At 69.5% G+C, this 26,589-nt stretch carries 27 protein-coding genes; 10 read left to right on the top strand and 17 right to left on the bottom strand.

All coding sequences use genetic code 11. The features are described 5' to 3' along the window. Positions 1-32: 32 nt before the first annotated feature. Complete coding sequence (locus J7E45_RS12395; protein WP_215069530.1) at positions 33-1,418, bottom strand: glycine--tRNA ligase; 1,386 nt, start codon at positions 1,416-1,418, stop codon at positions 33-35. Between the two features lie 113 nt (positions 1,419-1,531). Here J7E45_RS12395 and J7E45_RS12390 point away from each other — a divergent pair, with 113 nt between their 5' ends. Beyond that, on the top strand, positions 1,532-3,001 hold the full coding sequence (locus J7E45_RS12390; RefSeq protein ID WP_091031678.1) for a peptide MFS transporter: 1,470 nt from the start codon (positions 1,532-1,534) through the stop codon (positions 2,999-3,001). 33 nt (positions 3,002-3,034) lie between these two features. Here J7E45_RS12390 and J7E45_RS12385 read toward each other — a convergent pair whose 3' ends face one another. Together J7E45_RS12385 and J7E45_RS12380 are read right to left on the bottom strand one after the other, a co-directional pair. Beyond that, the gene (locus tag J7E45_RS12385) at positions 3,035-3,724 is read right to left on the bottom strand and encodes a GNAT family N-acetyltransferase (protein ID WP_215069528.1); all 690 of its coding nucleotides are present in this window, start codon (positions 3,722-3,724) and stop codon (positions 3,035-3,037) included. 48 nt (positions 3,725-3,772) lie between these two features. Continuing rightward, positions 3,773-5,098 carry an alpha-hydroxy-acid oxidizing protein gene (locus J7E45_RS12380; protein WP_215069526.1) on the bottom strand — a complete coding sequence of 442 codons (1,326 nt, stop codon included), beginning with the start codon at positions 5,096-5,098 and terminating at the stop codon, positions 3,773-3,775. A 62-nt stretch (positions 5,099-5,160) separates the two neighbouring features. Here J7E45_RS12380 and J7E45_RS12375 point away from each other — a divergent pair, with 62 nt between their 5' ends. Beyond that, positions 5,161-6,600, top strand: coding sequence for an MFS transporter (locus tag J7E45_RS12375; protein ID WP_215069524.1), 1,440 nt, complete (start codon positions 5,161-5,163; stop codon positions 6,598-6,600). An 82-nt stretch (positions 6,601-6,682) separates the two neighbouring features. Here J7E45_RS12375 and J7E45_RS18195 read toward each other — a convergent pair whose 3' ends face one another. From J7E45_RS18195 to J7E45_RS12350, 5 genes are all read right to left on the bottom strand, one after another. Continuing rightward, on the bottom strand, positions 6,683-7,654 hold the full coding sequence (locus J7E45_RS18195; protein ID WP_215069522.1) for a TIR domain-containing protein: 972 nt from the start codon (positions 7,652-7,654) through the stop codon (positions 6,683-6,685). A gap of 638 nt (positions 7,655-8,292) precedes the next feature. Further along, the gene (locus tag J7E45_RS12365; protein ID WP_215069519.1) at positions 8,293-8,694 is read right to left on the bottom strand and encodes a hypothetical protein; all 402 of its coding nucleotides are present in this window, start codon (positions 8,692-8,694) and stop codon (positions 8,293-8,295) included. A 29-nt stretch (positions 8,695-8,723) separates the two neighbouring features. Then, the gene (locus J7E45_RS12360; protein ID WP_167632656.1) at positions 8,724-9,686 is read right to left on the bottom strand and encodes a serine hydrolase; all 963 of its coding nucleotides are present in this window, start codon (positions 9,684-9,686) and stop codon (positions 8,724-8,726) included. A gap of 112 nt (positions 9,687-9,798) precedes the next feature. Continuing rightward, positions 9,799-11,763 (bottom strand): M13 family metallopeptidase, encoded by a 1,965-nt coding sequence (locus tag J7E45_RS12355; RefSeq protein ID WP_215069518.1) that lies wholly within the window; start codon positions 11,761-11,763, stop codon positions 9,799-9,801. A gap of 39 nt (positions 11,764-11,802) precedes the next feature. Further along, on the bottom strand, positions 11,803-12,351 hold the full coding sequence (locus J7E45_RS12350; RefSeq protein WP_251053664.1) for a DUF1992 domain-containing protein: 549 nt from the start codon (positions 12,349-12,351) through the stop codon (positions 11,803-11,805). 93 nt (positions 12,352-12,444) lie between these two features. Between J7E45_RS12350 and J7E45_RS12345 the strand changes: the two genes are divergently transcribed. Both J7E45_RS12345 and J7E45_RS12340 read left to right on the top strand, forming a co-directional pair. Next, a complete protein-coding gene (locus J7E45_RS12345) occupies positions 12,445-13,767 on the top strand; it encodes an MATE family efflux transporter (protein ID WP_215069513.1) in 1,323 nt (440 codons plus the stop codon). Between the two features lie 131 nt (positions 13,768-13,898). Further along, a complete protein-coding gene (locus tag J7E45_RS12340; RefSeq protein WP_029261253.1) occupies positions 13,899-14,177 on the top strand; it encodes a hypothetical protein in 279 nt (92 codons plus the stop codon). Between the two features lie 32 nt (positions 14,178-14,209). Here J7E45_RS12340 and J7E45_RS12335 read toward each other — a convergent pair whose 3' ends face one another. Continuing rightward, on the bottom strand, positions 14,210-14,677 hold the full coding sequence (locus J7E45_RS12335) for a VOC family protein (RefSeq protein WP_091032286.1): 468 nt from the start codon (positions 14,675-14,677) through the stop codon (positions 14,210-14,212). Positions 14,678-14,745: 68 nt separating this feature from the next. After that, on the bottom strand, positions 14,746-15,426 hold the full coding sequence (locus tag J7E45_RS12330; protein ID WP_205828683.1) for a TrmH family RNA methyltransferase: 681 nt from the start codon (positions 15,424-15,426) through the stop codon (positions 14,746-14,748). Between the two features lie 95 nt (positions 15,427-15,521). Between J7E45_RS12330 and J7E45_RS12325 the strand changes: the two genes are divergently transcribed. Genes J7E45_RS12325 through J7E45_RS12300 form a run of 6 tightly spaced genes read left to right on the top strand, consistent with a single transcriptional unit; the run spans position 15,522 to position 19,369 of the window. Beyond that, positions 15,522-16,790, top strand: coding sequence for an Nramp family divalent metal transporter (locus J7E45_RS12325; RefSeq protein WP_215069805.1), 1,269 nt, complete (start codon positions 15,522-15,524; stop codon positions 16,788-16,790). Between the two features lie 20 nt (positions 16,791-16,810). Then, a complete protein-coding gene (locus tag J7E45_RS12320; RefSeq protein WP_215069510.1) occupies positions 16,811-17,110 on the top strand; it encodes a hypothetical protein in 300 nt (99 codons plus the stop codon). A 14-nt stretch (positions 17,111-17,124) separates the two neighbouring features. After that, positions 17,125-17,757, top strand: coding sequence for a metal-dependent transcriptional regulator (locus tag J7E45_RS12315; protein ID WP_215069508.1), 633 nt, complete (start codon positions 17,125-17,127; stop codon positions 17,755-17,757). A gap of 53 nt (positions 17,758-17,810) precedes the next feature. Next, positions 17,811-18,623 carry an HAD-IIA family hydrolase gene (locus J7E45_RS12310; protein ID WP_029261258.1) on the top strand — a complete coding sequence of 271 codons (813 nt, stop codon included), beginning with the start codon at positions 17,811-17,813 and terminating at the stop codon, positions 18,621-18,623. Positions 18,624-18,626: 3 nt separating this feature from the next. Further along, complete coding sequence (locus tag J7E45_RS12305) at positions 18,627-19,205, top strand: YdeI family protein (protein WP_167632662.1); 579 nt, start codon at positions 18,627-18,629, stop codon at positions 19,203-19,205. Further along, positions 19,202-19,369 (top strand): hypothetical protein, encoded by a 168-nt coding sequence (locus J7E45_RS12300; protein WP_181156300.1) that lies wholly within the window; start codon positions 19,202-19,204, stop codon positions 19,367-19,369. The genes J7E45_RS12305 and J7E45_RS12300 overlap by 4 nt, the downstream gene beginning before the upstream one ends. Before the next feature lie 19 nt (positions 19,370-19,388). Here the strand turns inward: J7E45_RS12300 and J7E45_RS12295 are convergent, their stop codons facing one another. The 7 genes from J7E45_RS12295 to J7E45_RS12265 are packed head-to-tail and all read right to left on the bottom strand — an operon-like array spanning position 19,389 to position 26,573. After that, the gene (locus tag J7E45_RS12295) at positions 19,389-21,017 is read right to left on the bottom strand and encodes an ABC transporter ATP-binding protein (protein ID WP_215069506.1); all 1,629 of its coding nucleotides are present in this window, start codon (positions 21,015-21,017) and stop codon (positions 19,389-19,391) included. Then, complete coding sequence (locus J7E45_RS12290; RefSeq protein ID WP_215069503.1) at positions 21,014-22,129, bottom strand: serine hydrolase; 1,116 nt, start codon at positions 22,127-22,129, stop codon at positions 21,014-21,016. The genes J7E45_RS12295 and J7E45_RS12290 overlap by 4 nt, the downstream gene beginning before the upstream one ends. Beyond that, positions 22,126-22,629 (bottom strand): GNAT family N-acetyltransferase, encoded by a 504-nt coding sequence (locus J7E45_RS12285; protein ID WP_215069501.1) that lies wholly within the window; start codon positions 22,627-22,629, stop codon positions 22,126-22,128. Before J7E45_RS12285 ends, J7E45_RS12290 begins: the two co-directional genes overlap by 4 nt. Next, entirely contained in the window at positions 22,626-23,816 is a 1,191-nt protein-coding gene (locus J7E45_RS12280; protein ID WP_215069499.1) for an anhydro-N-acetylmuramic acid kinase, read from the bottom strand. Before J7E45_RS12280 ends, J7E45_RS12285 begins: the two co-directional genes overlap by 4 nt. Further along, on the bottom strand, positions 23,816-24,721 hold the full coding sequence (gene murQ / locus J7E45_RS12275; protein WP_215069496.1) for an N-acetylmuramic acid 6-phosphate etherase: 906 nt from the start codon (positions 24,719-24,721) through the stop codon (positions 23,816-23,818). The genes J7E45_RS12280 and murQ overlap by 1 nt, the downstream gene beginning before the upstream one ends. Further along, positions 24,718-25,605, bottom strand: a complete 888-nt coding sequence (locus tag J7E45_RS12270) for an ABC transporter permease (protein ID WP_091031742.1) — start codon at positions 25,603-25,605, stop codon at positions 24,718-24,720. The genes murQ and J7E45_RS12270 overlap by 4 nt, the downstream gene beginning before the upstream one ends. Next, on the bottom strand, positions 25,602-26,573 hold the full coding sequence (locus J7E45_RS12265; protein ID WP_091031746.1) for an ABC transporter permease: 972 nt from the start codon (positions 26,571-26,573) through the stop codon (positions 25,602-25,604). The genes J7E45_RS12270 and J7E45_RS12265 overlap by 4 nt, the downstream gene beginning before the upstream one ends. Positions 26,574-26,589: the final 16 nt, after the last annotated feature.

Genomic DNA, 26,589 nt, shown 5'->3' with positions numbered 1-26,589 from the left:
GCACGAGGCCGACGGGGTCAGGATGCGAATCCTCAGGCGCCGCGCAGACGCTCCGCGAGGTAGGCGTGCAGCTCGTCGATCGAGACGCGCTCCTGCGCCATGGTGTCGCGGTCGCGCACCGTGACGGCGCGGTCGTCGAGCGAGTCGAAGTCGACCGTGACGCAGAACGGCGTGCCGATCTCGTCCTGGCGACGGTAGCGGCGACCGATCGCACCCGCGTCGTCGAAGTCGACGGCCCAGGAGCTGCGAAGCGTGTCGGCGACCTCGCGGGCGAGCGGCGACAGCTTCTCGTTGCGCGACAGCGGCAGGACAGCGGCCTTGACCGGGGCGAGGCGCGGGTCGAGCTTGAGCACCGTGCGCACGTCGGTGCCGCCCTTGGCGTTGGGCACCTGCTCCTCGACGTACGCATCGACGAGGAACGCCATCATCGCGCGGGTGAGGCCGAACGACGGCTCGATCACGTACGGGGTGTAGCGCTCGCCCGTGGCCTGGTCGAAGTACGTCAGGCTCTGGCCCGACGCCTCGCTGTGGCTGGAGAGGTCGTAGTCGGTGCGGTTGGCGACGCCCATGAGCTCGCCCCACTCCTTGCCCGCGAAGCCGAACTTGTACTCGACGTCGATCGTGCCCGCCGAGTAGTGCGCGCGGTCGTCTTCCGGCACGTCGAACTGACGCATGTTCTCCGGGTCGATGCCGAGATCGATGAACCAGTTCCAGCAGGCCTCGACCCAGTGCTCGAACCACTCCTGCGCCTCGGCCGGGGGCGTGAAGAACTCGATCTCCATCTGCTCGAACTCGCGGGTACGGAAGATGAAGTTGCCGGGGGTGATCTCGTTGCGGAACGCCTTGCCGACCTGGCCGATGCCGAACGGCGGCTTCTTGCGGCTCGCGGTGAGCACGTTCGAGAAGTTCACGAAGATGCCCTGCGCCGTCTCGGGGCGCAGGAAGTACAGGCCCGACTCGTCGTCCACGACGCCGAGGTAGGTCTTCACCAGACCGGAGAACGCCTTCGGCTCGGTGTACTGACCCTTGGTGCCGCAGTTCGGGCAGGGGATGTCGGCGAGACCGTTCTCGGCCTTGCGGCCCTTGCGCGCCTCGAAGTCCTCGATGAGGTTGTCGGCACGGAAGCGCTTGTGGCACTGCAGGCACTCGACCAGCGGGTCGGTGAACGTGGCGACGTGACCCGACGCCTCCCACACGCGCTTGGGGAGGATGATGCTGGAGTCGAGGCCGACCATGTCGCCGCGGCCGCGGACGAAGGTCTGCCACCACTGGCGGCGGATGTTCTCCTTGAGCTCCGTGCCGAGGGGCCCGTAGTCCCAGGCCGATCGAGAACCGCCGTAGATCTCACCCGCTTGGAACACGAACCCGCGGTGGCGGGCGAGGGCGATGACCTTGTCGAGGCGGGACTGTTCGGCCATGGTGGCTCCAATGGTCGGATGCGGGAGGAAACCCGTGAACACGGGCACCCCATTCTATCCGTCGTCCCGCGCGGGACCTGGCCCCTCAGCCCGCCGCGGAGTACCGTCCTGGCATGAGCACTCCTGCGCGCACTCGGCGAACTCGCGACGAAGACACTCGCTTCTTCGGACAACCCTGGGCGCTCGTGCACATCTTCGGCGTCGAGATGTGGGAGCGGTTCAGCTTCTACGGCATGCAGGGCATCCTGCTCATCTACCTCTACTTCGAGGTGACCGAGGGCGGCCTCGGCATCCCCAAGGCTGTTGCGGGCGGCATCGTGGGCGCGTACGGAGGGTCGGTCTACCTCTCGACGATCCTCGGGGCCTGGCTCGCCGACCGCCTGTTCGGCGCAGAGCGAGTGCTGTTCGTCAGCGCGATGGTGATCGTGGCGGGGCACCTCGCCCTCGCCCTTCTTCCGGGCGCGGTCGGCGTCGGCGTCGGCCTCGTGCTCGTGGCACTCGGATCCGGCGGGCTCAAGGCGAACGCCACATCAGTCGTCGGCAGTCTGTACAGCGCCGACGACCCGCGCCGGGACGCCGGTTTCTCGCTCTTCTACCTCGGGATCAACCTCGGCGCGTTCCTGGGGCCGATCCTCACCGGCATCCTGCAGTCCTCGCTCGGCTTCCACTACGGCTTCGGCCTCGCGGCGATCGGGATGACGCTGGGGCTCATCCAGTACTCGTTCGGCCGCAAAGCGCTGCCCGCCTCGGCGCGGGAGGTGCCCAACCCGCTTCCGAAGTCCCGCTATCTGCTGGTCGGGCTCATCGCGGCCGCCGCGATCGTGCTCATCGCCGTCCTCGTGCTCACCGGCGTGATCCGACCCGACAACCTCGCCACCCTGGTGATCGGCGTCACGATCGTCGCCGCGGTCGCCTACTTCTCGGTGATCCTCGGCAGCCGTCGCATCGACGCCACCGAACGATCGCGAGTGTGGGCGTTCCTGCCCCTCTTCATCACCAGCGTCGCGTTCTGGTCGCTGTACCAGCAGCAGTTCACGGTGCTGACGATCTACTCCGACCAGCGCCTGAACCGCAACCTGTTCGGCTGGGAGATGCCCGTCTCCTGGGTGCAGTCGATCAACCCGGTCTTCATCATCATCCTGTCCGGTGTCTTCGCCGCGATCTGGACCAAGCTCGGAAAGCGTCAACCATCGACGCCGGTGAAGTTCGCACTCGCGGCCATCATCATGGGATCGGCGTTCCTGCTCTTCCTCCCCTTCGCCGGCGGCGGCGAGAACTCCACACCGCTGCTGGCGATCGTCGGGATCCTCTTCGTGTTCACGGTGGCGGAGCTGCTCATCTCGCCGGTCGGCCTGTCGGCCGCCACCAAGCTCGCACCTGGTGTGTTCCGCACGCAGATGGTCGCGCTGTTCTTCCTGTCGATCGCGCTCGGGACGGCGATCTCCGGATGGCTCGTGCAGTTCTACAACCCCGACGACGAGGTGCCCTTCTTCTCGATCCTCGGGGGGATCGCCATCGTCGTCGGCATCGGACTGCTGGTGAGCGTCAAGCCCGTGCTGAAGCTCATGCGCGGGGTGCGCTGAGCGCGCGCGCCGCTGTTCGGGCGGCGCCGCGGGTCACGCAGTGAAGAGGTAGCCGCGCGCGTTGTCGTAGCCGGCGATGGTCAGGCCGCTGCCGAGCAGGCCCTCCATCTGCGCGCGCAGACGCAGACGCCACTCGTGAGCGGCTTCCGGGTCGGAGACGCGCATCGCCTCGATGTCGGCCGGGATCTCGAGGGTCTCGACGACCGCATCGTCGGCCGGGGGCTTCGCGATGTCGGCGAGCGCCCACTCGACGTCCAGGCGGTCGCTCTCGTCACCCGCGTCGCCGCCGCCGAAGATGCCGTAGCGGTTCACGGAGTAGCCGGTGGCACGAGCGCCCAGCACTGAGAAGAAGAAGTGCGCATTGCGCGCCACGAGCGGGTCGAACACCCAGGTGATGCGCCCGACGTCGCGTGAGAACGCCCACTGACGCTGGTGCTCCTTGAGTTCGCGACCCCAGCCGCGCCCGCGGTACTCCGGCAGCAGCGCGGTGATGTGCGAGTGCATCGCACGTCGGGCGGGCTCGCCGAAGAAGGCGATGGAGGCGCCGACCATGCGCTCCTCCTCGCCCTCGCCGTCGAAGAACCCGACGACGTAGTTGCCCGACTGCTGCAGGGCGCGCAGGGTGCCGGCATCCACCACGCGCTGCGGACCCCGGATGGAGTCGAGCAGGCCCTGCGCGTCGAGGATGAGTTCAACGGTGTCGAGATCACGGATGGTTCGCACGCACCCAGTCTGCCCCTCCTCGGGCGGTTCGGGGAAACGCGACCGCGATCAGACCTGGCGCAGCGCGTCGCGATCGAGCTGAGACACGGACGTCAGCCCCGCGAGACCGAGCGTGATGTCGACCTCGGCGAGCACGTTGCGCACGACCTCGCGCACGCCGGCCTCCCCGGCGATGCCGAGGCCGTAGGCGTACGGCCGCCCGAGCGCCACGACCGCGGCTCCGAGAGCCAGGGCGATCACGGCATCCGCACCACCACGCACGCCGGAGTCGAAGACGATCGGCACGCGACCCGCGACGCGCTCGGCGATCTCGGGCAGCACGTCGAGCGTCGGCACCGACCGGTCGATCTGGCGGCCGCCGTGGTTCGATATCCAGATGCCGTCCATCCCGGCGTCCAGCGCGGCCTGGGCATCGTCGGGATGCACGATGCCCTTCAGGATGATCGGCAGGTTCGTCCACTCCCGTGCCTTCGCCAGATCGCCCCAGGTGAGTGCCGGGGTGGAGAACACGTCGAGGAAGGTCTCGACCGCGGTCCGAGGCAGCGGCGAGCGCAGGTTGTCACGCAGCGACCCACCGCCCGTGAGCGGCGCACCCTTGCGCGCGATCGTGAGGGCGGCGGCGACCGCTTTCGGCGTGACTTTGACGCGGGGCGCATCGCCCTTCGGTGCCGCGGCCCGCTCCCGCACCAGCTGCTGGAACACCGGGTCGCTCGTGTACTGCGCGATGCCCATCCCCCGCGTGAACGGCAGGTACGCGAGATCGAGATCGCGCGTGCGCCAGCCGAGCAGATGGGTGTCGAGCGTGATGACGATCGCCTCGCAGCCGGATGCCTCGGCGCGGGCGAGCAGCGAGCGGTTGAGGTCGTCGGACGCCGACCAGTAGAGCTGGAACAGACGGGGGCCGTCGGGTGCGGCATCCGCCACCTGCTCCATCGGGAACGACGCCTGGTTCGACAGCGTGTACGGGACGCCGAGGGATGCCGCCGCGCGGGCCACGGCGAGATCCGCATCCGCGTGCGCCATCTCCATCACTCCGAGCGGGGCGAGCAGCAGCGGGGTCGGCCTCCTCTTGCCGAGGAACTCCACGCCGAGGTCGCGGGTCGAGACGTCGCGCAGCGGGCGCGGCCACACCTGCCAGCGGTCGAACGCGCGGCGGTTGGCCATCATGGTGCGCTCGGACCCCGCACCACCGGCGATGTAGGCGAATGCCTCGGCGCTCAGTGCCTTGCGGGCGGCCGCCTTCAGCGCCACGGCGTCGATCGGCACCGCGGGTCTCGTCCCGCTGATGCCGGCGCGGTAGATGTCGGACTGGGTGCGCCGGGAGATGCCGCGGTGGGCGGCGGGATCGTCCGGAGCGACGCTGCTCGTGACCATGACCACATGCTAGTCAGGGGCCCGGCGACCCTGCACCGTGGGATCGCCGATAGCCTGGGCCGGTGGGTGCGAACGACGACAGGGCCAGGAAGCGCCTCTCCCGCACCCCGCCGAAGTGGGCGATCGTCGCGGTCCTCGCCTTCGCCGGACTCTGCTCGTCGTTCATGTTCACGCTCGTCGTGCCGTTGCAGGCCGAGCTGCCGCAGCTGCTGAACGCCTCCCGCGAGGACACGACCTGGGTCGTCACGATCACGCTGCTCGTCGCCGCCGTCGCCACCCCGATCTCGGGCCGACTCGGCGACATGTACGGCAAGCGCCGGGTGGTGATCGCGCTGCTCGCGATCCTGATCCTCGGCTCGGTGATCGCCGCGGTCTCCGGCTCGATCATCGGCGTGATCATCGGGCGCGCACTCCAGGGGGCCGTGACGGGCGTCGTTCCCCTCGGCATCGCGATCATGCGCGACGTACTGCCGCCCGAGCGGCTCGGCACCGCGGTCGCCCTGATGAGCGCGACCATGGGTGTCGGCGGCGCGATCGGCATGCCGGTGGCTGCCCTCCTCGCGCAGAACGCCGACTGGCACATGCTGTTCTGGCTCGCGGCAGCCCTTGGGGTCGTCGGCCTGGCGCTCGTACTGGCCGTGATCCCCGAGGATGTGCTCCGCTCCCCCGGGCGACTCGACGTGCTCGGCGCCATCGGGCTCGCCATCGGCCTCACCGGCATCCTGCTCTTCGTCTCCCGAGGTGCGCAGTGGGGCTGGACGTCACCGCTCACCCTGGTCTGCATCATCGGCGGACTCGTGGTGCTGCTGGTGTGGGGCTGGTACCAGTTGCGCACGAAGGACCCGCTGCTCGACCTGCGGGTGGCGGCGCGCCCCGCCGTGCTGTTCACGAACATCGCCGCGATCGGCATGGGCTTCGCGCTGTTCGCCTCGAACGTGACGTTCCCGCAGATGCTCGAGGCTCCGTCGATCGGCGGGGGCTTCGGTCTCGACATGGTCGCCGCATCGCTCGTGATCATGCCTGCCGGCCTCGTGATGATGGTGATCTCGCCTCTCTCCGGCTGGCTGGAGCGCACCGTGGGGCCGCGCCCACTGTTCACGGTCGGCGCCACCGCGATCGTGCTCGCCTACGTGTTCGTCCTGCTGTGGTCGAGCGAGGTGTGGCACGTCCTCGTCGCGAACCTGCTGATCGGGGTGGGCATCGGGTTCACGTTCGCTGCGATGCCGATGATCATCATGCGCTCGGTTCCCGCCAACGAGACCGGCGCGTCGAACGGACTGAACGCCCTGTTCCGCTCGGTCGGCACTTCCAGCGCCTCGGCCGTGATGGGCGGCGTCCTCGCCGCGATGAGCATCGACATCGACGGCGTGGCCGTCCCCACCAGGGCCGCCTTCGAGGTGTGCTTCTGGCTCGCGATCGCCGCCGGCATCATCGCGGTCGTGCTGTCGCTCTTCATCCCGAAGCAGCGCAGCTCCGAGCAGCATCCGTCGCTGCCCGGCTGAGCTCCGTCGGAGCACCCCTGCACGAGGCCGCCGAGCTCGGCGTCGGTGGCGCGACGATCTGGCGCTGGCTGGGTGTTGAGTCTCAGTAGCCGCCGTGCGTTGGCGTCTCGTGCTCACGCTTACGGTTCGCCAGCGCTGCGAGGAGTTCCACCTTGGTGCGGTTGGCATCGCCGTTCGGGAAACGGATCTGTGTAACTCCGGCGATGTTCGAGGGCTCGTCGGCACCTTCTTCGAGGAGGATCAACGTGTTTCGCTGACCGAGGCGGGCGTGCGAAAAGCCGAGTTCATGGATGACGTTCTGCCTGGCGAGCTTGCGCCCGTCCGTCAGCACGTCCACGCCGGTCATGACGATAACCGCGACGGACGCCTCGGAGATCATCTGCTCAACCACTTCAAAGGTCGTCCGTCCGATTCGATCGTCGCCCTCGAAGTACGTCGTGTCGTATCCCGCCGCGTCGATGAAGTCGCGCACGACCTCCCACTTCGTGTCGCCGCCGTGGCCGATGAAGACCTTGAACGGCCTCACCTCGTGAGCGAGTCGAGCCGTATCGATGTTTCGCTCAAGGATCTCGCGGACGGCGTTGGCGATCGTTGCGGCCTCGTAGCCTTCCCGATCCGACTCCTTCACGGCATACTGCTCGAAGTCTGTGTTGACCCTCAAACGCACAGACCTTAGATCGACCTCCAGCTCGACGGCAAGGTTGGCCTCGGCGCTCTCGAAACGGACGCGGGCACTGAAGCACCCGTTGATTCTCTCCAGCGGTGCGCTCTCGTCATTCGACCAACTGAACTCGGTGTAGTCCGGCGACGTCACCGACAAGCTCGCTAGCGAGACCGCACCACCAGCGTCGATCCGCTCCTGGGCTTCCTCCTTCTGCGCCCGGATGTACGCGTTGCCGTACTCGATTTCCTCCGGTGTCTCGTCCGAGTTCTCCTCCCACGCGAGCTTGTCGTAGTCCGACCACAGCGTGAAAGGAGCGAGTCGCTCTCGGACCTCACGAATTGTGTCAGCAGTGACGACGGCATAGGGAACAGTAAGGAGAATCTCGGGCACAGCCGAAGGATATCTTGATGCGGGGACGCCGCGTCCAGGCGTCTACGTAGTCGCGGCACCCGTGGCAGAACCACCGGGCCGCGCGCGATTCCATCCGATCTAGGCACTTCGGGCAGTTCGGGGTATCAAGGTCGTCCGTCTGTAGCACGTCTTCTCAGCTGTGTTGGGGGGAACAGCAGAATCTCCTCGCATTCTGCCTGCTTGACGAGGGTGCGCTTCTCCTGCTCGCGCAGCGTCACTCGCCTGCGTATGCAGCACCGCAGCGAGCGGCGCGCCATGTTCGAGGGCTGCCGGCACTTGGTCGACGGCGCGCGTCCGCCCTGCAATCGCCGGCGTCGGGCCATCTAGCGCATCGCATCACCGAGGGGCGATGCGGCACCGACCGCGAGCACCACCTGACCGTCTCTGCCATGACCTCGCCAAGGCCGACGGCCGCGATGCGGCGAACGGAGCCGAGGAAGCTCCTCACCCGCGGAGAGGCAGAGCTCCAGGAACTTGAGGATCGTCGGATACTCGCCGGTCAGTCGCACCCTGTTGGCCTTGCCTTCGCCGAGAGCTGCGCTTCGTAGCTGCATTGCGGTGGGCCCGGCGCGTCGAACTGCGCGAGCCCTTTCGAGCCGCGAGGCTGCAAAACCGTTTCAACGGGAGATCGTGCGCGGGTCCGGATCACCGTCCCGCGGCGGGCGCAGCCGGTCCGGGATCGGCCAGGCCAGCACGAACTGCGCCGTCGCCGGGCGGGACATGTCGCCGAAGTCGTCGAGCTTCACCACGATGCGACCCGGCACGCCCTCCTCGTCCGGCGTGACCTCGAGGATGCGCACCCGGAGTGGGCGGTCGCTCTCGCCCTCCAGCATCCACGGATCGGCGAGCCAGGCGATGCCGTGCTCTTCGAGCGCCACCTCGGCGTCGAGCCATTCGGTCGGATCGGATGCCGGTCGACCCAGCACGTCGACCGCGACCCAGTCGTCGCCCTCAGGATGGATCCACCCGAGCAGCTCGCCGTCGTCGCGGCGGTGCGGGGTCCAGTCGGGTCGGGGCATCCCTCGATGCTAGCGAGGGGAGCGTGATCTCAGTGCGTGTACTCCATGAGTTCGACGCCGAGCACCCGGAAGGCGTCATGCGCGCGCAGCCGGTGCGTGATCGACAGGTCGTCGAAGCAGACGATGAGCGAGTAGGCGACGCCGGCGCGGGGCCCCGCGAGCACGCCCGCCTCGGCGCGAACCCCGCGGTCGCGGCCGGTCTTGTTCACGAACAGCAGTCCGTGCGCGTCATGATCATGCGCGAAGGGGTCGAGGCCCGTGGATGCCGCGACCAGGCTCAGGTCCTGGTTCAGGCTCAGCCATTCCGACACCTGCGCGCTGACCGCGGCGTCGACGACCTGCGAGTTCACGAGAGCGGAGAAGAGACCGGCGAGTTCGCGGGCGGAGCCCACGGCGACCTGCGGCGCGTCGTCGGGCCCCCGGCGGTCGCGGAAGCGGTCGAGCAGGGCGGTGCGGCGCAGTCCGAGCGACTCGATGCGTTCGCGCACCCGGTCGTGACCGACCTTCTGCAGCAGGGCGTTCACGGCGATCGGATCGCCGGCTGTCGCGGCCAGAACGGCGAGATCCTCGAGCGGCAGCGCCGGGGCGTGCAGATGCCGCCACAGGCCGGAGCTCTCGACGGCGTCGACACTCTCGCGCTCCACGATCTCGAACGGATCGAGCGCACCGCTCTGGAATCCGGCGGCCACCTCGATCAGCAGCGGCACCACGCCGAGCCCCGCGACGGGCATGGTCACGTGATCGTCGCCGGCCAGCACGTGCACGTGATTGTCGAGGTCGACGACGTGCACCGACACCTGAGCGCCGGAATCGACCAGTCCCTCGAGCGAACGCAGGGTGGCCGTGAAGGAGCGGCGCCCGAGCGCGGCGCGACGCGGGAGGCGGCGGCTGGTCCGCTGCGAGCGACGGCCCGCAGAAGACTCCGGCGCACCGCCGAGGGACTCGGGGGCCGAGGAGTTGCGGAACCCTTCACCAGGCTCGAGAGCGCCCACGCGTGATCCTTACGAGGGGGGGATTTGCGGGATACCACGGGGAGGCACTCCCCAGCGGCAGGGCTATCGTAACCCCACCGCCGGGGGATGCATCACAGAGTCAGACGATTGGTCACCAGATGGTCACACGCGACGCCTCGGGGAGCCACAGGGCGTCGTCCTGGCCCACGCCGAACGCCTCGTAGAACGCGTCGATGTTGCGCACGATCTGGTTGCAGCGGAACTCGTTCGGCGAGTGCGGGTCGATGGTCAGCAGCCGCAGCGTCTCGGCGTCGCGGCTCTTCTGCTGCCACACCTGCGCCCACGAGAGCAGCAGGCGCTGCACGCCCGTATACCCGTCGATGACCGGGGCCTCCGCGCCGCCGAGCGAGAGCTCGTAGGCCTTGAGCGCGATGCCGAGGCCGCCGAGGTCGCCGATGTTCTCACCGATCGTGAGGGCGCCGTTGACATGGTGCTCGGCGTCGAGCCCCTCGGGGACGAGCGCGTCGTACTGCGCGATGAGCGCCTTGGTGCGCTCCTCGAAGGCCGCACGGTCGGCGTCGGTCCACCAGTCCTGCAGGCGGCCGTCGCCGTCGTAGCGGCTGCCCTGATCGTCGAAGCCGTGACCGATCTCGTGCCCGATGACCGCGCCGATCCCGCCGTAGTTCGCGGCGGCGTCACGGCTCGCGTCGAAGAACGGATACTGCAGGATGGCGGCGGGGAACACGATCTCGTTCATCGACGGGTTGTAGTACGCATTGACCATCTGCGGCGGCATGTGCCACTCGAGGCGGTCGATCGGCTTGCCGACCTTGTCGACGTGCCGGTCGTGCTCGAAGATCGACGCCCGACGAACGTTGCCGAACAGGTCGGCGCGGTCGATCTCGAGGCTCGAGTAGTCGCGCCACACCTCGGGGTGGCCGATCTTGGGGGTGAAGGAGTCGAGCTTGGCGAGCGCGCGCTCCCGAGTCTCGGCCGTCATCCACTCGAGCTCGGTGATGCTCTGCCGGTATGCCTCGATCAGGTGGGCGACCAGCTCATCCATCGCCACCTTCGCCGTCGGCGGGTAGTGCCGCTCGACGTAGACCTTGCCGATCGCCTCGCCGAGAGCGCCCTCGGTGAGCGAGACGCCGCGCTTCCAGCGCTCGCGGATCGTCGGCACGCCGGTGAGCTCGGTGCCGTAGAACGAGAAGTTCTCGTGCACCAGGTCGTCGGTGAGGTACGGGGCCGCGGCGTGCACGACCTTGGCCCGCAGCCATGCCTTCCAGTCGTCGAGACGCTCGGGCGTGAGCAACGAGCCGAGTCCCTCGAAGAAGCTGGGCTGCGAGACGACGACCTCGTCGAAGGCGGCCGGGTTCGACGGTGTGACGGCCTCGCGCCACGGAGTCAGGTCGACGCCCGCGAGCTCCTGCAGCTCGTCCCAGGTCTTGAGGTTGTAGGTCGCCACGGCGTCGCGGCTGCGCACGTTGTCCCAGTGATGGCCCGCGAGCTCGGTCTCGAGTGCGATCGCACGGTCGGCGTTCGCCCCGGCATCCGGGACGCCGGCGAGGTCGAGCAGCCGCTCGAGGTGCGCGCGATAGGCGGCCCTGGTGTCGGCGAACGTGTCGAGCCGGAAGTAGCTCTCGTCCGGCAGGGACAGCCCGGCCTGCATGAGCACGGGCAGGTAGCGCTCGGGGTCGCCCGGGTCGCCGTCGACGTACATGCCGATCACGGCCGCGCGGCCGTCGCGGTCGTAGGCGCCGACGGTGCGCAGGAACGCCGGGATTCCGTCGATCGCGTCGACCTCCGCGAGGGTCTCCGTCAGCGGAGAGAGACCGGCGGCATCGATGCGCTCGGTGTCCATGAAGCTCGCGAACAGGTCGCCGATCTTGCGAGCGAGCGTGCCCTCCTCGGCATCCTGCGACTCCTCGATGATCGCCCTGACGTCTTTCTCGGCCTGCTCGGCGAGGAGGTGGAACGAACCCCAGCGCGCCTTGTCGCCGGGGATCTCGGTGCGCGAAAGCCAGGCGCCGTTCACGTGACGATAGAGGTCGTCCTGCGGGCGGATGTCGGAGCTGAACTCATCAAGGGCGAGGCCTACGGGAAGAACGTCAGTCATGCGCACCAGCCTATGACCCCCCTCGGACTCCGGGCCGGTTCAGCCCTTCCGGAACCAACGACGGCGAGCAGGTCGGCCCAATACCGGCGCGGCCGCGGGCCTCACCGCCCGACGCTCCGCCCAGGCCACCACCTCGGCATCGACATCCCGCGGTTCGGTCACGACGGGAGGGCCGCCCCGGAACTGGCGACGCGCCTCGCGCACGCGCTTGTTGAAGTCGTCGAGCACGTCGCGCACGTCGGACTCGCGGCCGAGCAGGTCGAGCTGATCGTTCAGCTCCCGATCCTCGGTGCGCAGCAGGATGGCGGGCGGGCCGAGCCCGGTGAGATTCTCGGTCTCGATCTTGCGGCGGATCCACCAATCCGGATCGTGATGCGTGCCGAGTCCCTCCAGCGGCTTGCCGGCGCCGGGCAGGTCGTCGAAGTCGCCGCGGCGGATCGCCACCTGGATGGCCGTCTCGATGAAGGCGGCACTGTCGACCGCGGCACCGGCCCCCGGCGGGACGCCCGACTCCTCGTCGTCGTCCGTGCTCTCGGCGTGCTGCTGCTTCGCGCGATAGCGCGCGGCCGCTTCTCGGGGATCCGTCATGATGCACCTCCGCCGCATCCGATTCCGTTCCACCCTACGACGGCTCTCGGGGCACGGGCGGGCGAGGTCGGCACCAGGTCATAGGCTCGGAGGATGACCGCGCGCCCCTCCCTCAACCGAGAGATCCTGCGCCTCGCGGTCCCCGCCCTCGGCGCGCTGATCGCGGAGCCCGCGTTCCTGATCGTGGATGCCGCCCTGGTCGGACACCTCGGCACCACCCCGCTCGCCGGCCTCGGCATCGCGGGAGCGGTGCTGCAGACCATCGTCGGACTCATGGTGTTCCTCGCCTACTCGACCACCCCGGCCGTCGCCCGCCGCTTCGGCGCCGGACAGCCGGGCGAGGCCGTGTCGGTCGGCATCAACGGGATGTGGCTCGCGCTCGGACTCGGGGCCGTGCTCGCCGTGGTCGGCGCGGTCTCCTCACCATGGCTCGTCTCGCTGTTCGGAGCCGGCGAGGAAGTCGCCGCCCAGGCCAACGAGTACCTGGTGATCTCGATGTGGGGCCTGCCGGCGATGCTCATCGTCTTCGCCGCGACCGGGCTGCTGCGCGGCATGCAGGACACGATGACGCCGCTCTGGATCGCGGGGCTCGGTTTCGGCGCGAACGCCCTGCTCAACTGGCTCTTCATCTACGGACTCGGATGGGGCATCGCGGGCTCGGCCGCCGGCACCGTGACCGCGCAGTGGGGCATGGTCGCCGCATACGCACTCGTCATCCGCCGCCTGGCGACCCGTCACAGCGCCTCGCTGCGCGCCCAGCGCGCCGGCATCCGGAGCACGGCGACGTCGGGCGGGTGGCTGTTCCTGCGCACCGTGAGCCTGCGCGTCGCCCTGCTCGCGACCGTGGGCATCGCCACCGGCATCGGCACCGAAGAGCTGGCCGGGTGGCAGATCGTGTTCACGATCTTCTCCGCCGCGGCATTCGCGCTCGATGCCCTCGCGATCGCCGCGCAGGCACTCATCGGCAAGGAGCTGGGCGCCGGAGACGAACGGCAGGTCCACCGGGTGCTGGCCCGCACCGTGGCCTGGGGCGCGTGGTTCGGTGTGATCGTCGGCGGCCTGATCGCCGCGCTCTCCGGGATGCTCGGCATCGTGTTCACGGGATCGGCGGAGATCGCCGCCCTCGTGCAGCCGGCGCTGCTCGTGCTCGCCGTCGCCCAGCCGATCGCGGGTGTCGTCTTCGTGCTCGACGGGGTGCTCATGGGTGCGAACGACGCCCGCTACCTCGCCATCGCCGGCGGCCTGAACCTGGTGCCGTTCCTGCCGGCGCTGTGGATCATCGCCGCGACCGGAGTCGACGGCACGGCGGGGCTCATCTGGCTCGCGGTCGCCTTCTTCGGCGTCTATCTGCTCGCGCGTCTGGGCACTCTCGGCTGGCGCGTGCGATCCGGGCGCTGGCTCGCGGCGACAGCCTGACGCCGCTGGCCGGCACTGCACCGATCCGCTCCATCGCGACTTCTTCCCCACCACCGGAATCCGCGGAATACTACGCGCGGAAACCCTGGTGCACTCGACGATGATCGGGGGACACTGAAGGGATGCTGGGGATGACGGAACCACAGGTATGGACGCTGATCGGCGTGTTCGCCGCGGGCATGTTCGGCACGATCACGCTGATCTCGACGATGTTCCTGCGCACGATGCAGAACGAGTTCGAGAGCGTGCGAACCGAGGTCCGCAACGAGTTCGCCAGCGTGCGGACCGAGATGCGGAGCGAATTCGCGCATGTGCGGACGGAGATCAGCTCGGTGCACGGGCGCATCGATCATCTGGATCGCGACGTCAACGCGATCTACCGCCACCTCTTCGGCATCGACCGCGGCTGACCGCGCCGTTCATTGCCACCGAGAGCGCGAGCTCAGGCGATTTCGAGCTCCGAGATCACGATCTTCTTCATGTGCATCAGCGCCTGGATCTGCTCCGGCCGCTGCTGCAGAAGGTCGAGCCCGGCGGGGACCACCTGCCAGCTGACGCCGAACCGGTCTTTGCACCAGCCGCATGCCTCCGCCTCCGGCACCGCGGAGAGCGCCTGCCAGTAGCGGTCGATCTCTTCCTGGTCGGCGCACTCGATCACGAAAGAGACGGCCTCGTTGAAGGTGAACTCCGGTCCCCCGTCGAGGCAACCGAATCGCGTCCCGTTCAGAGTGAACTCCCCGTTGATGACCTTCCCGGTCATGCCCTCGAAGTGCTCGCTGAGATTCTCATCCGGATAGTAGGTCACGCTGTCGATCGACGAGTTCGGGAACACCGAGACGTAGTACTCCATCGCCTCCTGCGCCCTGTCGACGAACCAGAGGAACGGGCGGATTGGTGTGACGACTGCCATGTCGGCCTCCTTGATCGGCACTCACGCTACGCCCGCGGCCACGGCCTGTCGAGGGGTTCCGACGGCGATCAGCCCGCGTACCTGCGGCACCACTCGTACATGATGACGGCGGCGGCGGCGCTGGCGTTGATCGAGCGCGTCGAGCCGTACTGGGTGATCTCGATGTGGGCGGATGCTGCGGCGAGCGCCTCGGCGGAGAGCCCCGGACCCTCCTGACCGAACAGGAGCACGCAGCGCTGCGGGAGATCGGCCCGATCCACGGGCACGGCGCCCTCGACGTTGTCGACCGCGATGATCGGGAGGCCCTCTGTCGCAGCCCAGGCCGCGAAGGTCTCGACGTCTTCGTGGTGCACGACGTGCTGGTAGCGATCGGTGACCATGGCCCCGCGCTTGTTCCAGCGCCGGCGACCGATGATGTGCACGGTGTCGGCGAGGAACGCGTTGGCGCTGCGCACGATCGATCCGATGTTCATGTCGTGCTGCCAGTTCTCGATGGCGACGTGGAACGGGTGCCGCTGGGTGTCGAGGTCGGCGACGATCGCCTCCATCCGCCAGTAGCGGTAGCGGTCGATCACGTTGCGGGTATCGCCTGCCGCGAGGAGCTCGGGGTCGTACTGCTCACCTGCAGGCCACGCCTCTTCGCCCCCGGGCCAGGGGCCCACTCCATAGCCGGGCTGGGCAGTCGAGCCGCCGTGCGTCGGGCCCGCCGGAGTGTCGGCGGTCGTGTGTTCCGAAGCGGCGTCGTCCATCCCGCCAGGCTATCGCCGCGACGAACCACTCAGATATTTAGGCCCACCGAAAAATACGCTACGGTTTCGGTGTGCCTAAAAATTCCTCGCTCCCGATGACGGCCCCGACCGCACCTCCGGCCAGGGCTCCGCGCAGCCTCTGGCTGCTCGGCCCGGCCCTCGTCGCCGGCGTCGCGTACCTCGACCCCGGCAATGTCGCCAGCAATATGACCGCGGGGGCCCAGTACGGCTACCTGCTGGTGTGGGTCGTGCTCGCGGGCAACATCATGGCGTGGCTGATCCAGTACCTCTCCGCGAAGCTGGGCGTCGTCACCGGGCAGAGTCTCCCCGAAGTGCTGGGCGCACGACTGAAGCGGCCATGGGCTCGCCGCGCGTATTGGCTGCAGGCCGAGCTCGTCGCCATGGCCACCGACCTGGCCGAGGTCATCGGCGGCGCGGTGGCCCTGAACCTGCTGTTCGACGTGCCGCTGCTCCTGGGCGGACTGATCACCGGCGCGGTCTCGATGATCCTGCTCACGGTCCAGTCCCGCCGCGGGGCCCGCCCCTTCGAGTTCGTCATCATCGGGCTCATGGTCATCATCACGATCGGCTTCGTCGCCGGCGTCTTCGTCGCTCCGCCGGACCCGGCAGGGGTGCTGGGCGGAATGGTCCCCCGTTTCGAAGACACCGGCTCGGTCCTGCTGGCCGCATCCATCCTCGGCGCGACGATCATGCCGCACGCGATCTACGCGCACTCCTCCCTCGCCCGCGACCGTTTCGGCGCCACGACCGCCCACGCCGGCGACGAGGCGGTGCGTACCGAGACCTCGCGCATCCGCCGTCTACTCACCGCCACCCGCTGGGACGTGTCGATCGCGATGGTGATCGCCGGCTCCGTGAACCTCTGCATCCTGCTGCTCGCCGCCGCGAACCTCGCCGGCGTCGAGGGCACCGACTCGCTGGAGGGCGCGCACGCCGCTCTCGCCGCGGGGCTCGGGCCCGTCGTCGCAACGTTCTTCGCCGTCGGACTCCTCGCGTCCGGACTGGCCTCGACCTCGGTGGGCGCGTACGCCGGCGCCGAGATCATGCACGGCCTGCTGCACGTGCGGATCCCGCTGCTCGCCCGTCGCCTGGTCACGCTGATCCCCGCGCTCATCATCCTCGGCATCGGCTTCGATCCGACACTCGCCCTGGTGCTCAGCCAGGTGGTGCTCTCGTTCGGCATCCCCTTCGCCCTGATCCCGCTGGTCGTGCTCACTGCGCAGCGACGCACTCTCGGGGCCTGGGTCAACCGGCGCTGGACGACGGCCGCCGGAATCATCGCCTCGGTGCTGCTGATCGCCCTCAACGGAGCGCTGCTCTGGCTCGTCCTGACGGGGGCCTGACCCCGGATAGGCTCGACAGCATGTCTGCCGAGAACGCCCGCCGCAACGTCCGCATCCTCACCTGGATCGGCCTCGCGACGGGCGTTCTCGGCGGCCTGCTGATCGCGTTCCCGAAGGTCATCGGCCCCGGCAGCCCGTGGGTGCAGCTGGCTCTCGGCGTCGCCACTCTCGTCCTGGCGTTCCGCGCGCGCAAGATCGGCATCGCCGAGATCGAGGGGTTCGACGGCCGGCTCTCGTTGGCCGCCGCCCTCCTCGGCTTCCTGGTCCTGTTCTTCGCGGGTCAGGCCGCGTACAGCCTCCTGGCCGCCGCGACGAACTGACCTAAGCTGGTCCGGTGGCATCCCCTGCAGCTGACGACTATCTGAAGACCGTCTACGCGCACACCGAGTGGCAGGACGCCCCCATCACTCCCTCGGTGCTCGCCGCGAAGCTCGGCATCGCCCCCTCGTCGGTCACCGAGATGGTGAAGAAGCTCGCCGCCGCGGGTCTCGTCTCGCACGTGCCCTACGGTGCGGTGCGGCTGACGGATGCCGGGACCGTGCGCGCCCTTGCGATGGTGCGCCGGCACCGCCTGATCGAGACCTGGCTGGTGCAGGAATTCGACTACGGCTGGGACGAGGTGCACGACGAGGCCGAGGTGCTCGAACACACCATCAGCGACCGGCTGCTGGAGGGCATCGACGCGCGCCTCGGTCGCCCGCGCTTCGACCCGCACGGCGATGCGATCCCCGACGCCGACGGTCACATCGAGCGTGAGCCGTTCGTGCTGCTCGCCGATGCGCCGGCCGGACACGCGGGTCGGGTGCTGCGCGTCGACGACCGCGACCCTGAACTGCTGCGAGCGCTCGAGGCACTGGGCCTGGCGGTCGCATCGACGGTCGCGGTGACGGCATCCGGAGTGGAGATCGACGGCGCGCAGACGACACTGCCCGACGGCGCGGCGCAGGTGGTCTGGCTCAGCGCCTGACCGCTCCGCAACACGGTCAGGTGCACGTCGCCTGTGGCCTCTAGGCTGTGCACATGGCTCAACGTGACGACATCGAATGCTGGCTCACCGACATGGACGGCGTGCTCGTCCATGAGAACGACGCCATCCCCGGAGCATCCGAGCTGCTCGCCGGTTGGGAGAGCGCGGGCATCCCGTACCTGGTGCTGACGAACAACTCGATCTTCACCGCCCGCGACCTGTCGGCTCGCCTCCGCACCAGCGGACTGCACGTGCCCGAGGAGCGCATCTGGACCTCGGCCCTCGCGACCGCCGACTTCCTGAAGCAGCAGCTCCCCGGGGGCTCGGCCTTCGTGATCGGCGAGGCCGGCATCCTCACCGCTCTGCACGATGCCGGTTTCATCATGACCGAGACCAACCCCGATTTCGTGGTCGTCGGGGAGACGCGCAACTACTCGTTCGAGGCGATCACCAAGGCCATCCGCCTCATCATCGGCGGCGCGCGCTTCATCGTGACGAACCCGGATGCCACGGGCCCGAGCGCCGACGGACCGTTGCCCGCGACGGGCGCCATCGCCGCGCTCATCACGAAGGCCACCGGCAAGGAGCCGTACGTGGTCGGCAAGCCGAACCCGATGATGTTCCGCTCGGCCCTGAACAAGATCGGCGCGCACTCGAAGCGCACCGGCATGATCGGCGACCGCATGGACACCGACGTCGTCGCCGGCATCGAGGCGGGTCTGCACACGATCCTGGTGCTCACCGGCATCAGCGACCAGGCCGAGATCGAGAAGTACCCGTTCCGCCCGGATGAGATCGTGCAGTCGGTTGCCGACCTGCTCCCGCGGATCACCGAGACGATCACGACGGTCAAGATCAAGAAGTAGCCGATGGGCGCACTCGACGAGGGTGAACGACTCCGGGCGGCGGACGCCGCGGCCTGGCGTGCCTGGCTCGAGGCGAACCACGAGCGCGCGGCGGGCGTCTGGTTGCTGAGCGTGCGCGGATCGTCGGAGGGCGTCGGCTACGAGGATGCCGTGCGGCAGGCGCTGTGCTTCGGGTGGATCGACGGCCCGGTGCGCGTCTTCGATGAGGGAACCGACGACCGCGCCAACGGACAGTGGTTCTCTCCGCGCCGCCCCGGCAGCGGGTGGGCCGCGACGAACAAGGCGCGGATCGCGGAGCTCGAGGCGGAGGAGATGCTCGCGCCGGCCGGCATCCGCGTGCTCGAGGTCGCGAAGGCGAACGGCTCGTGGACCCTGCTCGACGGCCCGGAGGCCGGGATCGAACCGGAGGAGTTCGCCGCCGCGCTCGATGCGGTTCCCGCCGCGCGGGAGAACTGGGATGCGTTCCCGAAGTCGGTCAAGAAGTTCGGGCTCACACACATCGCGATGGCCAAGCGCCCCGAGACCCGGGCGGCCCGCATCGCGAAGATCGTGGCGGATGCCGCGGAGGGGAAGCGCCCATGAATCAGAGCGACGTGCTGTTCCTGGTGGTCTTCCTGATCCTGCTCAGTTCACTGACGGTGTTCGTCGTGCAGTTCGTGCGGTCCCGCCGCGGACGCGGTGGCTCGGACGACGGCCGCGCCGGCTGGTGGGAAGGCCCCTGGGACGACGACGACAAGTCCCGCTGACCCCGGAGCCGGGGCCCGATCAGGACGCCAGCGAGGCCCCCGGGATCGCGGCGAGCAGCTCGCGAGTGTACGGATGCTGCGGGGCGTCGAAGATGCGCTCGGGGGTGCCGCTCTCGACCACGATGCCGCGCTGCATGACATGCACCTCGTCGGAGATCATCCGCACGACCGCGAGGTCATGACTGATGAACAGGTAGCTCAGGCCCAGGCGCTTCTGCAGGTCGGCGAGCAGGTCGAGGATCTGCGCCTGCACCAGCACGTCGAGCGCCGACACGGCCTCGTCGAGCACCACGAGTTCGGGTTCGAGCGCGAGCGCACGGGCGATCGCCACGCGCTGGCGCTGCCCGCCGGACAGCTCGTGTGGCAGGCGCTCGGCCATCGCCGCGGGCAGGGCGACCTGCTCCAGCAGCTCGAGCACGCGCGCGTGACGGGTGGCCGCGGTGCCGATGCGGTGCACGCGCAGCGGCTCGGCGATCGACTGCTCGACCGTGTAACGGGGGTCGAGCGAGGCGTAGGGGTTCTGGAACACCGGCTGCACGCGGCGGCGCAGCGCGAACAGCTCTTTGCGGCGGAGCGTGGTCAGGTCGAGCCCGTCGAACAGGATCGAGCCCGACGTCGCGTCCTCGAGTCCGAGCACCATGTTCGCCGTGGTCGACTTGCCCGAGCCGGACTCGCCCACGATCGAGACGGTCGTGCCGCGACGGATCTCGAAGCTCACCCCGTCGACCGCGGTGAACGTCTGCGGCTCGCCTGCCTTGGGAGACCGGAGGGCGAACTCCTTGCGGAGGTCGCGGATCTCGACGAACGGCGTCCCGGTGCCGGCCTCGCGCTGCGGCAGGACATCGCGGCGGGAGGCGAGGCTCGGCGCCGCGGCGAGCAGCTGCTTCGTGTACTCGTGCTGCGGGTTGCCGAGCACCTCGGCCGAGGTGCCCTCCTCCACGATGTGACCGCGGAACATCACGACGATGCGGTCGGCGCGCTCGGCGGCGAGGGCCAGGTCGTGCGTGATGAGGAACACGGCGGTGCCGAGGTCATCGGTGAGCGCATCGAGCTGGTCCAGGATGCGCCGCTGCACCGTCACGTCGAGGGCCGAGGTGGGCTCGTCAGCGATCAGCAGGCGCGGCTTGCAGGCGAGGCCCATCGCGATGAGCACGCGCTGGCGCATGCCGCCGGAGAACTCGTGCGGGTACTGGTGCGCCCGCTGCGCGGCATCCGCGATGCCCACCATCTCGAGCAGCTCGACGACCCGCGCCTTGGTGGCGTCGCCGTGCGTGTGGCCGTGCACCTCCAGCGCCTCGCCGATCTGCTCGCCCACGCGCATGAGTGGATTGAGGTTCGACATCGGGTCCTGCGGCACGAGACCGATCCCGGCACCGCGCAGGGAGACCATCGCGTTCTCGGGCAGATCGGTCAGCTCGCGCCCGTCGAAGCGGATGCTGCCGGCGGTGATCACACCGTTCTCGGGCAGCAGACGGTTGACCGCGGCGGCGGTGGTCGACTTGCCCGACCCGGACTCCCCCACGATCGCGACGGTCTCACCGGCGGCGACGTCGATGCTGATGTCGCTGATGGCGGTGACCAGTTCGGAACCGGTTCGGAAGGCGACGGCGAGGCCGCTGATGCTCAGCACGGGCTCGGTGGTGCTCATGGTGTTCTCGTTCCTTCGTTGTCGTCCAGGTCGTTGTCGTCCAGATCGTTGTCACCCAGGAGTGCGGGGAGCGCCGTGCGCCACAGCGCCTCGGTCGACGCGGGTTCGGGGGCGAAGAGGCGGTTGCTCAGCAGGACCGCGGCAGTGCCGGTGCCCGGCGCGAACCCCAGCACGCAGCCCGTGAAGCCCGGGTGCCAGAGCATCCGGGTCGGTCGGCCGCCGACCGCGACCGTGTCGCTGCGCCAGCCCAGCGCCTGCCCGGCATCGGGTCCGTCGCGGAACAGCTCGGCCACGGCATCCGGATGCCACAGCTCGGGGTGCCGCTCGGGAGCGGCGAGTGCGGCGCCGAGGGTGAGCAGGTCGTCGGCGGTGCTGAAGAGCCCGGCGTGGCCGGAGACGCCGCCGGCGGCGTGGAAGCTGTTGCCGTCGTTCACGCGGCCCGTGATCTCGTCTTCGCGCCAGGCGAATGTGCGGTCGGCGGCGAGGATCGGATAGGGCTCACCGGTGGTGACCATGCGGCGTTCGGCGGCGTCACCGAGCGAAGATGAGGCGACCGGCGCTGCGAACGGGCCGTATCCGGTACGGCTGAGCCCGAGGGGTGCGGTCACGAGCTCGCGGACGGCGGCATCCAGAGGCAGCCCGGCGATGGCGGCGATGATGCGGCCGAGCAGGAGGAATCCCAGGTCGGAGTAGTGACGGCCCTCGTCGAGGCCGTAGCGGAGCGGGATCGCGTCGGCCGCGGCCGCGGGGTCGCCGGCGTGCGAGTGATCGAGGTAGAGCGGCTGCCACTCCCACAGACCCGCGCGATGCTGGAGCAGGTGGCGCACGGTCGTTCTCGGCGCACAGGACGTGCCGGGAACGAAGCGGTCGACCGGATCGTCGAAGCCCAGCTCCCCACGGCTGACGAGTCGCAGGATCGCGGTCGTTGTCGCGGCGACCTTCGATACCGAGGCGATGTCGAACGCGGTCTCGGTCGTCATCGGCGTTCCGGCCAGGTCGGCCAGGCCGCCCGCGGCGACGTCGCGCCCGGCATCTGTGACGACACCCGCGACGGCGCCCCGCGGGGCGGAGTCCGTGGCGAGGACGGCGGCGACCGCTGCGGCGGCACTCATGTCCACTCCCTGCGCATGCGCTGTTCGGGCTCACCGAACTCCGGCTGGGTGCGGGTGGCTCCGTCGCGGTGCCATCCTTTGGCCTCGTAGAACCCGATCGACGGCAGGTTCGCCGCGAACACCCACAGCGTCGCGGCCTCGGCCCCGGCATCCTGCAACTCCGCGGATGCCTGCGCCAGCAGCGCTCCGCCGATCCCGCCCCCGTGAGCACGAGGCGAGACGTACAGAGAGTGCACGGCGCCGTCGATGCGGCCACCCGCGCCGGGGCTCGCGGCGTACCGGGTGATCCCGACGATCTCGCCGTCGCGCTCCGCGACGAGCACGACGCCCACCGGATCAGCGAGCACCCGGCGCCACAGCGCCTCGGCCCGCTGATCCGTCATCGCGTCGATCGCCGCGTCGGGGAGCAGACCCCGGTAGCTCTCCCGCCAGCACGCGAGGAACACCTCGAGCACCCCGGACAGGTCGTCCGGGGTGGCGGGGCGCACCTGCAGGCTCACGAGGCCGAGGCCTCCGTGAGCACGAGGGAGTCGATGGAGGCGACAGGCTCGGGCATCTGCAGCGGGCCGACGCCCGGGGTGATGGTGCCGAGGATGCGCGGCTCGCGCGCACCGGTGCCGCCGGGGACGATCGCGGGAACGCCGTGCATCGTGGACCAGCCGATGAGCGCGAGGAGGATAGCCTCCTTGCTGTCGGCCGCGGCGCCCAGCTCGTCGGCGAGCACGACCTCGGTCGCCGGCAGAGCGGCGCGCAGTCCGTCGAGGATCAGCGGGTTGCGGCACCCACCACCCGACACCGCCAGGAACCCGATGCCCGCGGCCTCCACGTCGCGCGCGACCGTGCGGACCGTCAACTCCGTCAGGGTGCGCACCACATCGGCGACCGCGATCTCCCGCCCCTGTGCGGCGAGGTGCTCGTGCACGTAGCCGAGGTGGAAGTGCTCCTTGCCGGTGCTCTTGGGCGGGGTGAGGGCGTAGTACGGGTCCTCGATCAGTACCGCCAGCAGCGCCTCGTCCACCTGCCCGGTGCGGGCGATCGCGGCATCGTCGTCGTAGCCGAGCGGGTTGAGGTCGTGCTCGACGATGACCGCGTCGACCAGCGCGTTCGCGGGGCCGATGTCGTACGCGACGAGGCCGTCCTGGCGCACCACGGTCATGTTCGAGATGCCGCCCAGGTTGAGGGCCGCCGAGATACCGGCGCGCGAGCGCAGCAGCAGCTCGTCGAGGAACGACACCAGCGGGGCGCCGTGACCACCGACCGTGATGTCGCGGATGCGGATGTCGGAGACCACCGGGGCGCCGACCTTCTCGGCGATCCAGGCCGGCTGCCCGATCTGCAGGGTGCCCAGCGCGTGCGCGCCGTCGACCCAGTGGTAGACGGTCTGTCCGTGCGAGCACACCGCGTCGACGCCGCCGACCTTGGCTGCGATGTCGGCCGCGACATCGGCGAACGCCTGCCCGATGAGGGTGTCGAGCTCCGCCACCTCGGCGAGGGTCGTCTGGGCGGGCGGCAGGGCAGCGATCAGCCGGGCCCGCAGCTCGGGGGCGTAAGGCACGCTCGTCGCCGCGAGCACCGTGCCGTGCAGATCCACACCGTGCGCGGTGAACCCGCCGCTGGTCGTGAAGTCGACGACGGCGGCATCGATCCCGTCGTGCGAGGTGCCGGAGATCAGTCCGAGGACGCGCATCAGTTCTCCTCCAGTGCGGTGCGCAGCCGTCCGTCGGCGGCGCCCAGTCGTGCGGTGGCCGCGGCGAGGTCCTCACCGCGGCGGATCATGATCGACGCGAGCTTCACGTCGTAGGCGGCGGTCTCCAGCGCAGCCACCGCCGTGTCGCGGTCGGCATCCGCGATGGTCTGCACCATCCGGATGGCCCGCTCGCGCAGCTTGTGGTTCGTGGCCTTCACATCCACCATCAGGTTGCCGTAGGCCTTGCCGTTGCGCACCATCGAGATGGTCGAGAACATGTTGAGCACGAGCTTCTGCGCGGTACCCGACTTGAGTCGCGTCGAGCCGGAGAGCACCTCGGGTCCGACCTCGACCTCGATGCCGTGCTCCGCCACCGCGCTGAGTGCGGTCCCGACGTTGCACGACAGGCCGATGCTGAGCGCCCCGAGCTCGCGCGCCCGACGGACGGCCGCGATCACATACGGCGTGCGTCCGCTCGAGGCGATGCCGATCACGGTGTCGAGCGGGCCGATGCCGGCGGCGTCGATGGCCGCAGCGCCCGCCTCCGCGTCGTCTTCCGCGCCCTCGACGGGGTTCACGATCGCGCCCGGGCCTCCGGCCATGATCGCGAAGACCAGCTCGGGCGGGGTGCTGAACGTAGGCGGGCACTCCGAGGCGTCGAGCACGCCGATGCGGCCGGGGGTTCCGGCGCCGACGTAGACCAGGCGACCGCCCTGCGCCATGCGTGCGGCCGTGGCCTCGATCGCCGGGACGATCTGTCCGAGGGCGCGCTGCACGGCGGCCGGCACCGTGGCATCCGCCTCGTTCATGGTCTGCGCGAGTTCCGCCACGCTCATCAGGTCGAGCTCCGCGTAGCGGGGATCGCTGGCCTCCGTGGCGAGTCCGCCGAGGTCCTCCATGGTCATCGCTTTCCTCTGTTCCGGGGGTCGAGACTGTCGCGCAGGCCGTCGCCGAGCAGGTTCAGCCCGACCACGAGCAGCACCACGATGACTCCGGGCGCGATCATGGTCCACGGGGCGATGGTGACGAGCGTGCGCGCCTCGAAGATCATCGAACCGAGCGAGGGCGCAGGCGGCGGGGTGCCGAGTCCGAGGAAGCTCAGCGAGGCCTCGGTGAGCACGGCCCACGACAGCGAGAGCGTGACCTGCACGATGATGATCGACGTGATGTTCGGCAGCACGTGCCGGAACATCGTCGCCATGCGGCTCTGCCCCGTGCTCTTGGCAGCCTTGACGTACTCGACCTCGCGCAGCGACAGCACGGGGCCGCGGGTGACGCGGATGAAGATCGGCACGTAGACGATCGCGATGGCCACGGCGATGGTGAACCAGTTGCGCTCGAACACCGACGCCAGCGACAGCGCGAGCAGCAGCGGCGGGAAGGCGAACAGCACGTTGGTGACGGCGGTGATCGCGCCGTCGGAGAAACCGCGGTAGAACCCGGCGATGAGTCCGCACACAGTGCCGACCACGGTGGCGAAGGCGACCGCGACGACCGAGATCAGCGCCGAGTTCGCGACGCCCGCAGCGACGCGGGAGAACACGTCGCGACCGAACTGGTCCGTCCCGAACCAGTGCACGGCCGACGGCGGCTGCAGGCGCGAGGGCGGATCCTGGGCGAGCGGGTCGAAGGGCAGCAGCCCGAACGCCGAGACGAGGCTGAGCACCGCGAGCAGCACGACGATGATGAGGCCGGTGAGCCCGCTTCGGCTGCGCAGCAGGAGGCGCACGCGCTCCCCGGTGCGCCCGCCGCCGGGGGCGAGGGCGGATGTCTGAGAGATGTCGGTCATGCGGCACGCACCCGAGGATCGATGACCCGGTAGAGCAGGTCGGTGAGCAGGTTGACGATGACGAAGGCGAGCGCGATCACGAGGACGGTGCTCTGCACGAGCGCGTACTCCTTCTGCTGGATGCCGAGCAGCACCTGTCGTCCGATGCCGGGGAGCGAGAAGATCTGCTCCACCACCACGGCGCCGCCGAGGAGGTAGCCGAACTGCAGGCCGGTCATCGTGACGATGGGGACGAGCGCATTGCCGAGCACGTGGCGCACCTGCAGGCGGCGCGGCGGGACGCCCTTCGCCTTCGCGGTGCGGATGAAGTCGTTGGCGCGGATCTCGAGCACCGCCGTGCGGGTCGTGCGCATGATCGGCGCGGCGATGCCGAAGCCCAGCACGATCGACGGCAGCAGCATCTGCTGGAGGTTGAGCAGCGGGTCCTCGAAGAGCGTGGCGTAGGCCTGGCCGTTGGGGTTGAAGCCGAACGACGAGGCGAGCACCGCCAGCAGTGCGGTGCCAAGCAGGAACGCGGGGATCGAGAGACCGGCGAGACCGACCACCTGGCCGAAGCCGTCGCGGACCGAGTCGGGCTTCGACGCCGAGAGCATGCCGAGCGGGATGCCGATGGCGAGGGCGATCACGATCGAGAAGATCGCGAGCTCGAACGTGACGGGGAGGGCCGCGGCGGTGAGCTCGAGGACGCTGGTCTGCGCCCGGGATGAGAAGCCGAGGTTGCCGGTGAAGATGTTGCCGAGCCACGAGAAGAACTGCACGAAGAGCGGCTGGTCCAGGCCGTAGTACGCCTCGAGCGCTGCGCGCTGGGAGGGCGTGAGAGCGGCCGCCTCGGTGCCGAGGCCGGAGCTGATCTGGTCGCCGGGGATGGCGCGCAGCATCAGGAAGACGAAGATGGCGACGCCGAGGAGCGTGCCGAGGGCTGCGAGGATGCGTCGCAGCACGCTGTTGCGGAGGAGCTGTCTGAACATGCGCGTGTGGGGGTGC

The organism is Microbacterium sp. ISL-59 (genome assembly GCF_018613945.1).
Taxonomy (GTDB): domain Bacteria; phylum Actinomycetota; class Actinomycetes; order Actinomycetales; family Microbacteriaceae; genus Microbacterium; species Microbacterium oxydans_B.
The sequence above is the reverse complement of the archived record's forward strand: the minus strand, read 5'-3'. Positions and strand labels throughout refer to the sequence as shown.

Bases quoted from the DNA above. Each gene is read 5' to 3' on its own strand.
- J7E45_RS12395 (WP_215069530.1), bottom strand. From the start codon at position 1,418: ATGGCCGAACAGTCCCGCCTCGACAAGGTCATCGCCCTCGCCCGCCAC.
- J7E45_RS12390 (WP_091031678.1), top strand. From the start codon at position 1,532: ATGAGCACTCCTGCGCGCACTCGGCGAACTCGCGACGAAGACACTCGC.
- J7E45_RS12380 (WP_215069526.1), bottom strand. From the start codon at position 5,098: ATGGTCACGAGCAGCGTCGCTCCGGACGATCCCGCCGCCCACCGCGGC.
- J7E45_RS12365 (WP_215069519.1), bottom strand. From the start codon at position 8,694: ATGCCCCGACCCGACTGGACCCCGCACCGCCGCGACGACGGCGAGCTG.
- J7E45_RS12355 (WP_215069518.1), bottom strand. From the start codon at position 11,763: ATGACTGACGTTCTTCCCGTAGGCCTCGCCCTTGATGAGTTCAGCTCC.
- J7E45_RS12350 (WP_251053664.1), bottom strand. From the start codon at position 12,351: ATGACGGATCCCCGAGAAGCGGCCGCGCGCTATCGCGCGAAGCAGCAG.
- J7E45_RS12345 (WP_215069513.1), top strand. From the start codon at position 12,445: ATGACCGCGCGCCCCTCCCTCAACCGAGAGATCCTGCGCCTCGCGGTC.
- J7E45_RS12340 (WP_029261253.1), top strand. From the start codon at position 13,899: ATGACGGAACCACAGGTATGGACGCTGATCGGCGTGTTCGCCGCGGGC.
- J7E45_RS12335 (WP_091032286.1), bottom strand. From the start codon at position 14,677: ATGGCAGTCGTCACACCAATCCGCCCGTTCCTCTGGTTCGTCGACAGG.
- J7E45_RS12330 (WP_205828683.1), bottom strand. From the start codon at position 15,426: ATGGACGACGCCGCTTCGGAACACACGACCGCCGACACTCCGGCGGGC.
- J7E45_RS12325 (WP_215069805.1), top strand. From the start codon at position 15,522: ATGACGGCCCCGACCGCACCTCCGGCCAGGGCTCCGCGCAGCCTCTGG.
- J7E45_RS12320 (WP_215069510.1), top strand. From the start codon at position 16,811: ATGTCTGCCGAGAACGCCCGCCGCAACGTCCGCATCCTCACCTGGATC.
- J7E45_RS12310 (WP_029261258.1), top strand. From the start codon at position 17,811: ATGGCTCAACGTGACGACATCGAATGCTGGCTCACCGACATGGACGGC.
- J7E45_RS12305 (WP_167632662.1), top strand. From the start codon at position 18,627: ATGGGCGCACTCGACGAGGGTGAACGACTCCGGGCGGCGGACGCCGCG.
- J7E45_RS12300 (WP_181156300.1), top strand. From the start codon at position 19,202: ATGAATCAGAGCGACGTGCTGTTCCTGGTGGTCTTCCTGATCCTGCTC.
- J7E45_RS12295 (WP_215069506.1), bottom strand. From the start codon at position 21,017: ATGAGCACCACCGAGCCCGTGCTGAGCATCAGCGGCCTCGCCGTCGCC.
- J7E45_RS12290 (WP_215069503.1), bottom strand. From the start codon at position 22,129: ATGAGTGCCGCCGCAGCGGTCGCCGCCGTCCTCGCCACGGACTCCGCC.
- J7E45_RS12280 (WP_215069499.1), bottom strand. From the start codon at position 23,816: ATGCGCGTCCTCGGACTGATCTCCGGCACCTCGCACGACGGGATCGAT.
- murQ (WP_215069496.1), bottom strand. From the start codon at position 24,721: ATGACCATGGAGGACCTCGGCGGACTCGCCACGGAGGCCAGCGATCCC.
- J7E45_RS12270 (WP_091031742.1), bottom strand. From the start codon at position 25,605: ATGACCGACATCTCTCAGACATCCGCCCTCGCCCCCGGCGGCGGGCGC.
- J7E45_RS12265 (WP_091031746.1), bottom strand. From the start codon at position 26,573: ATGTTCAGACAGCTCCTCCGCAACAGCGTGCTGCGACGCATCCTCGCA.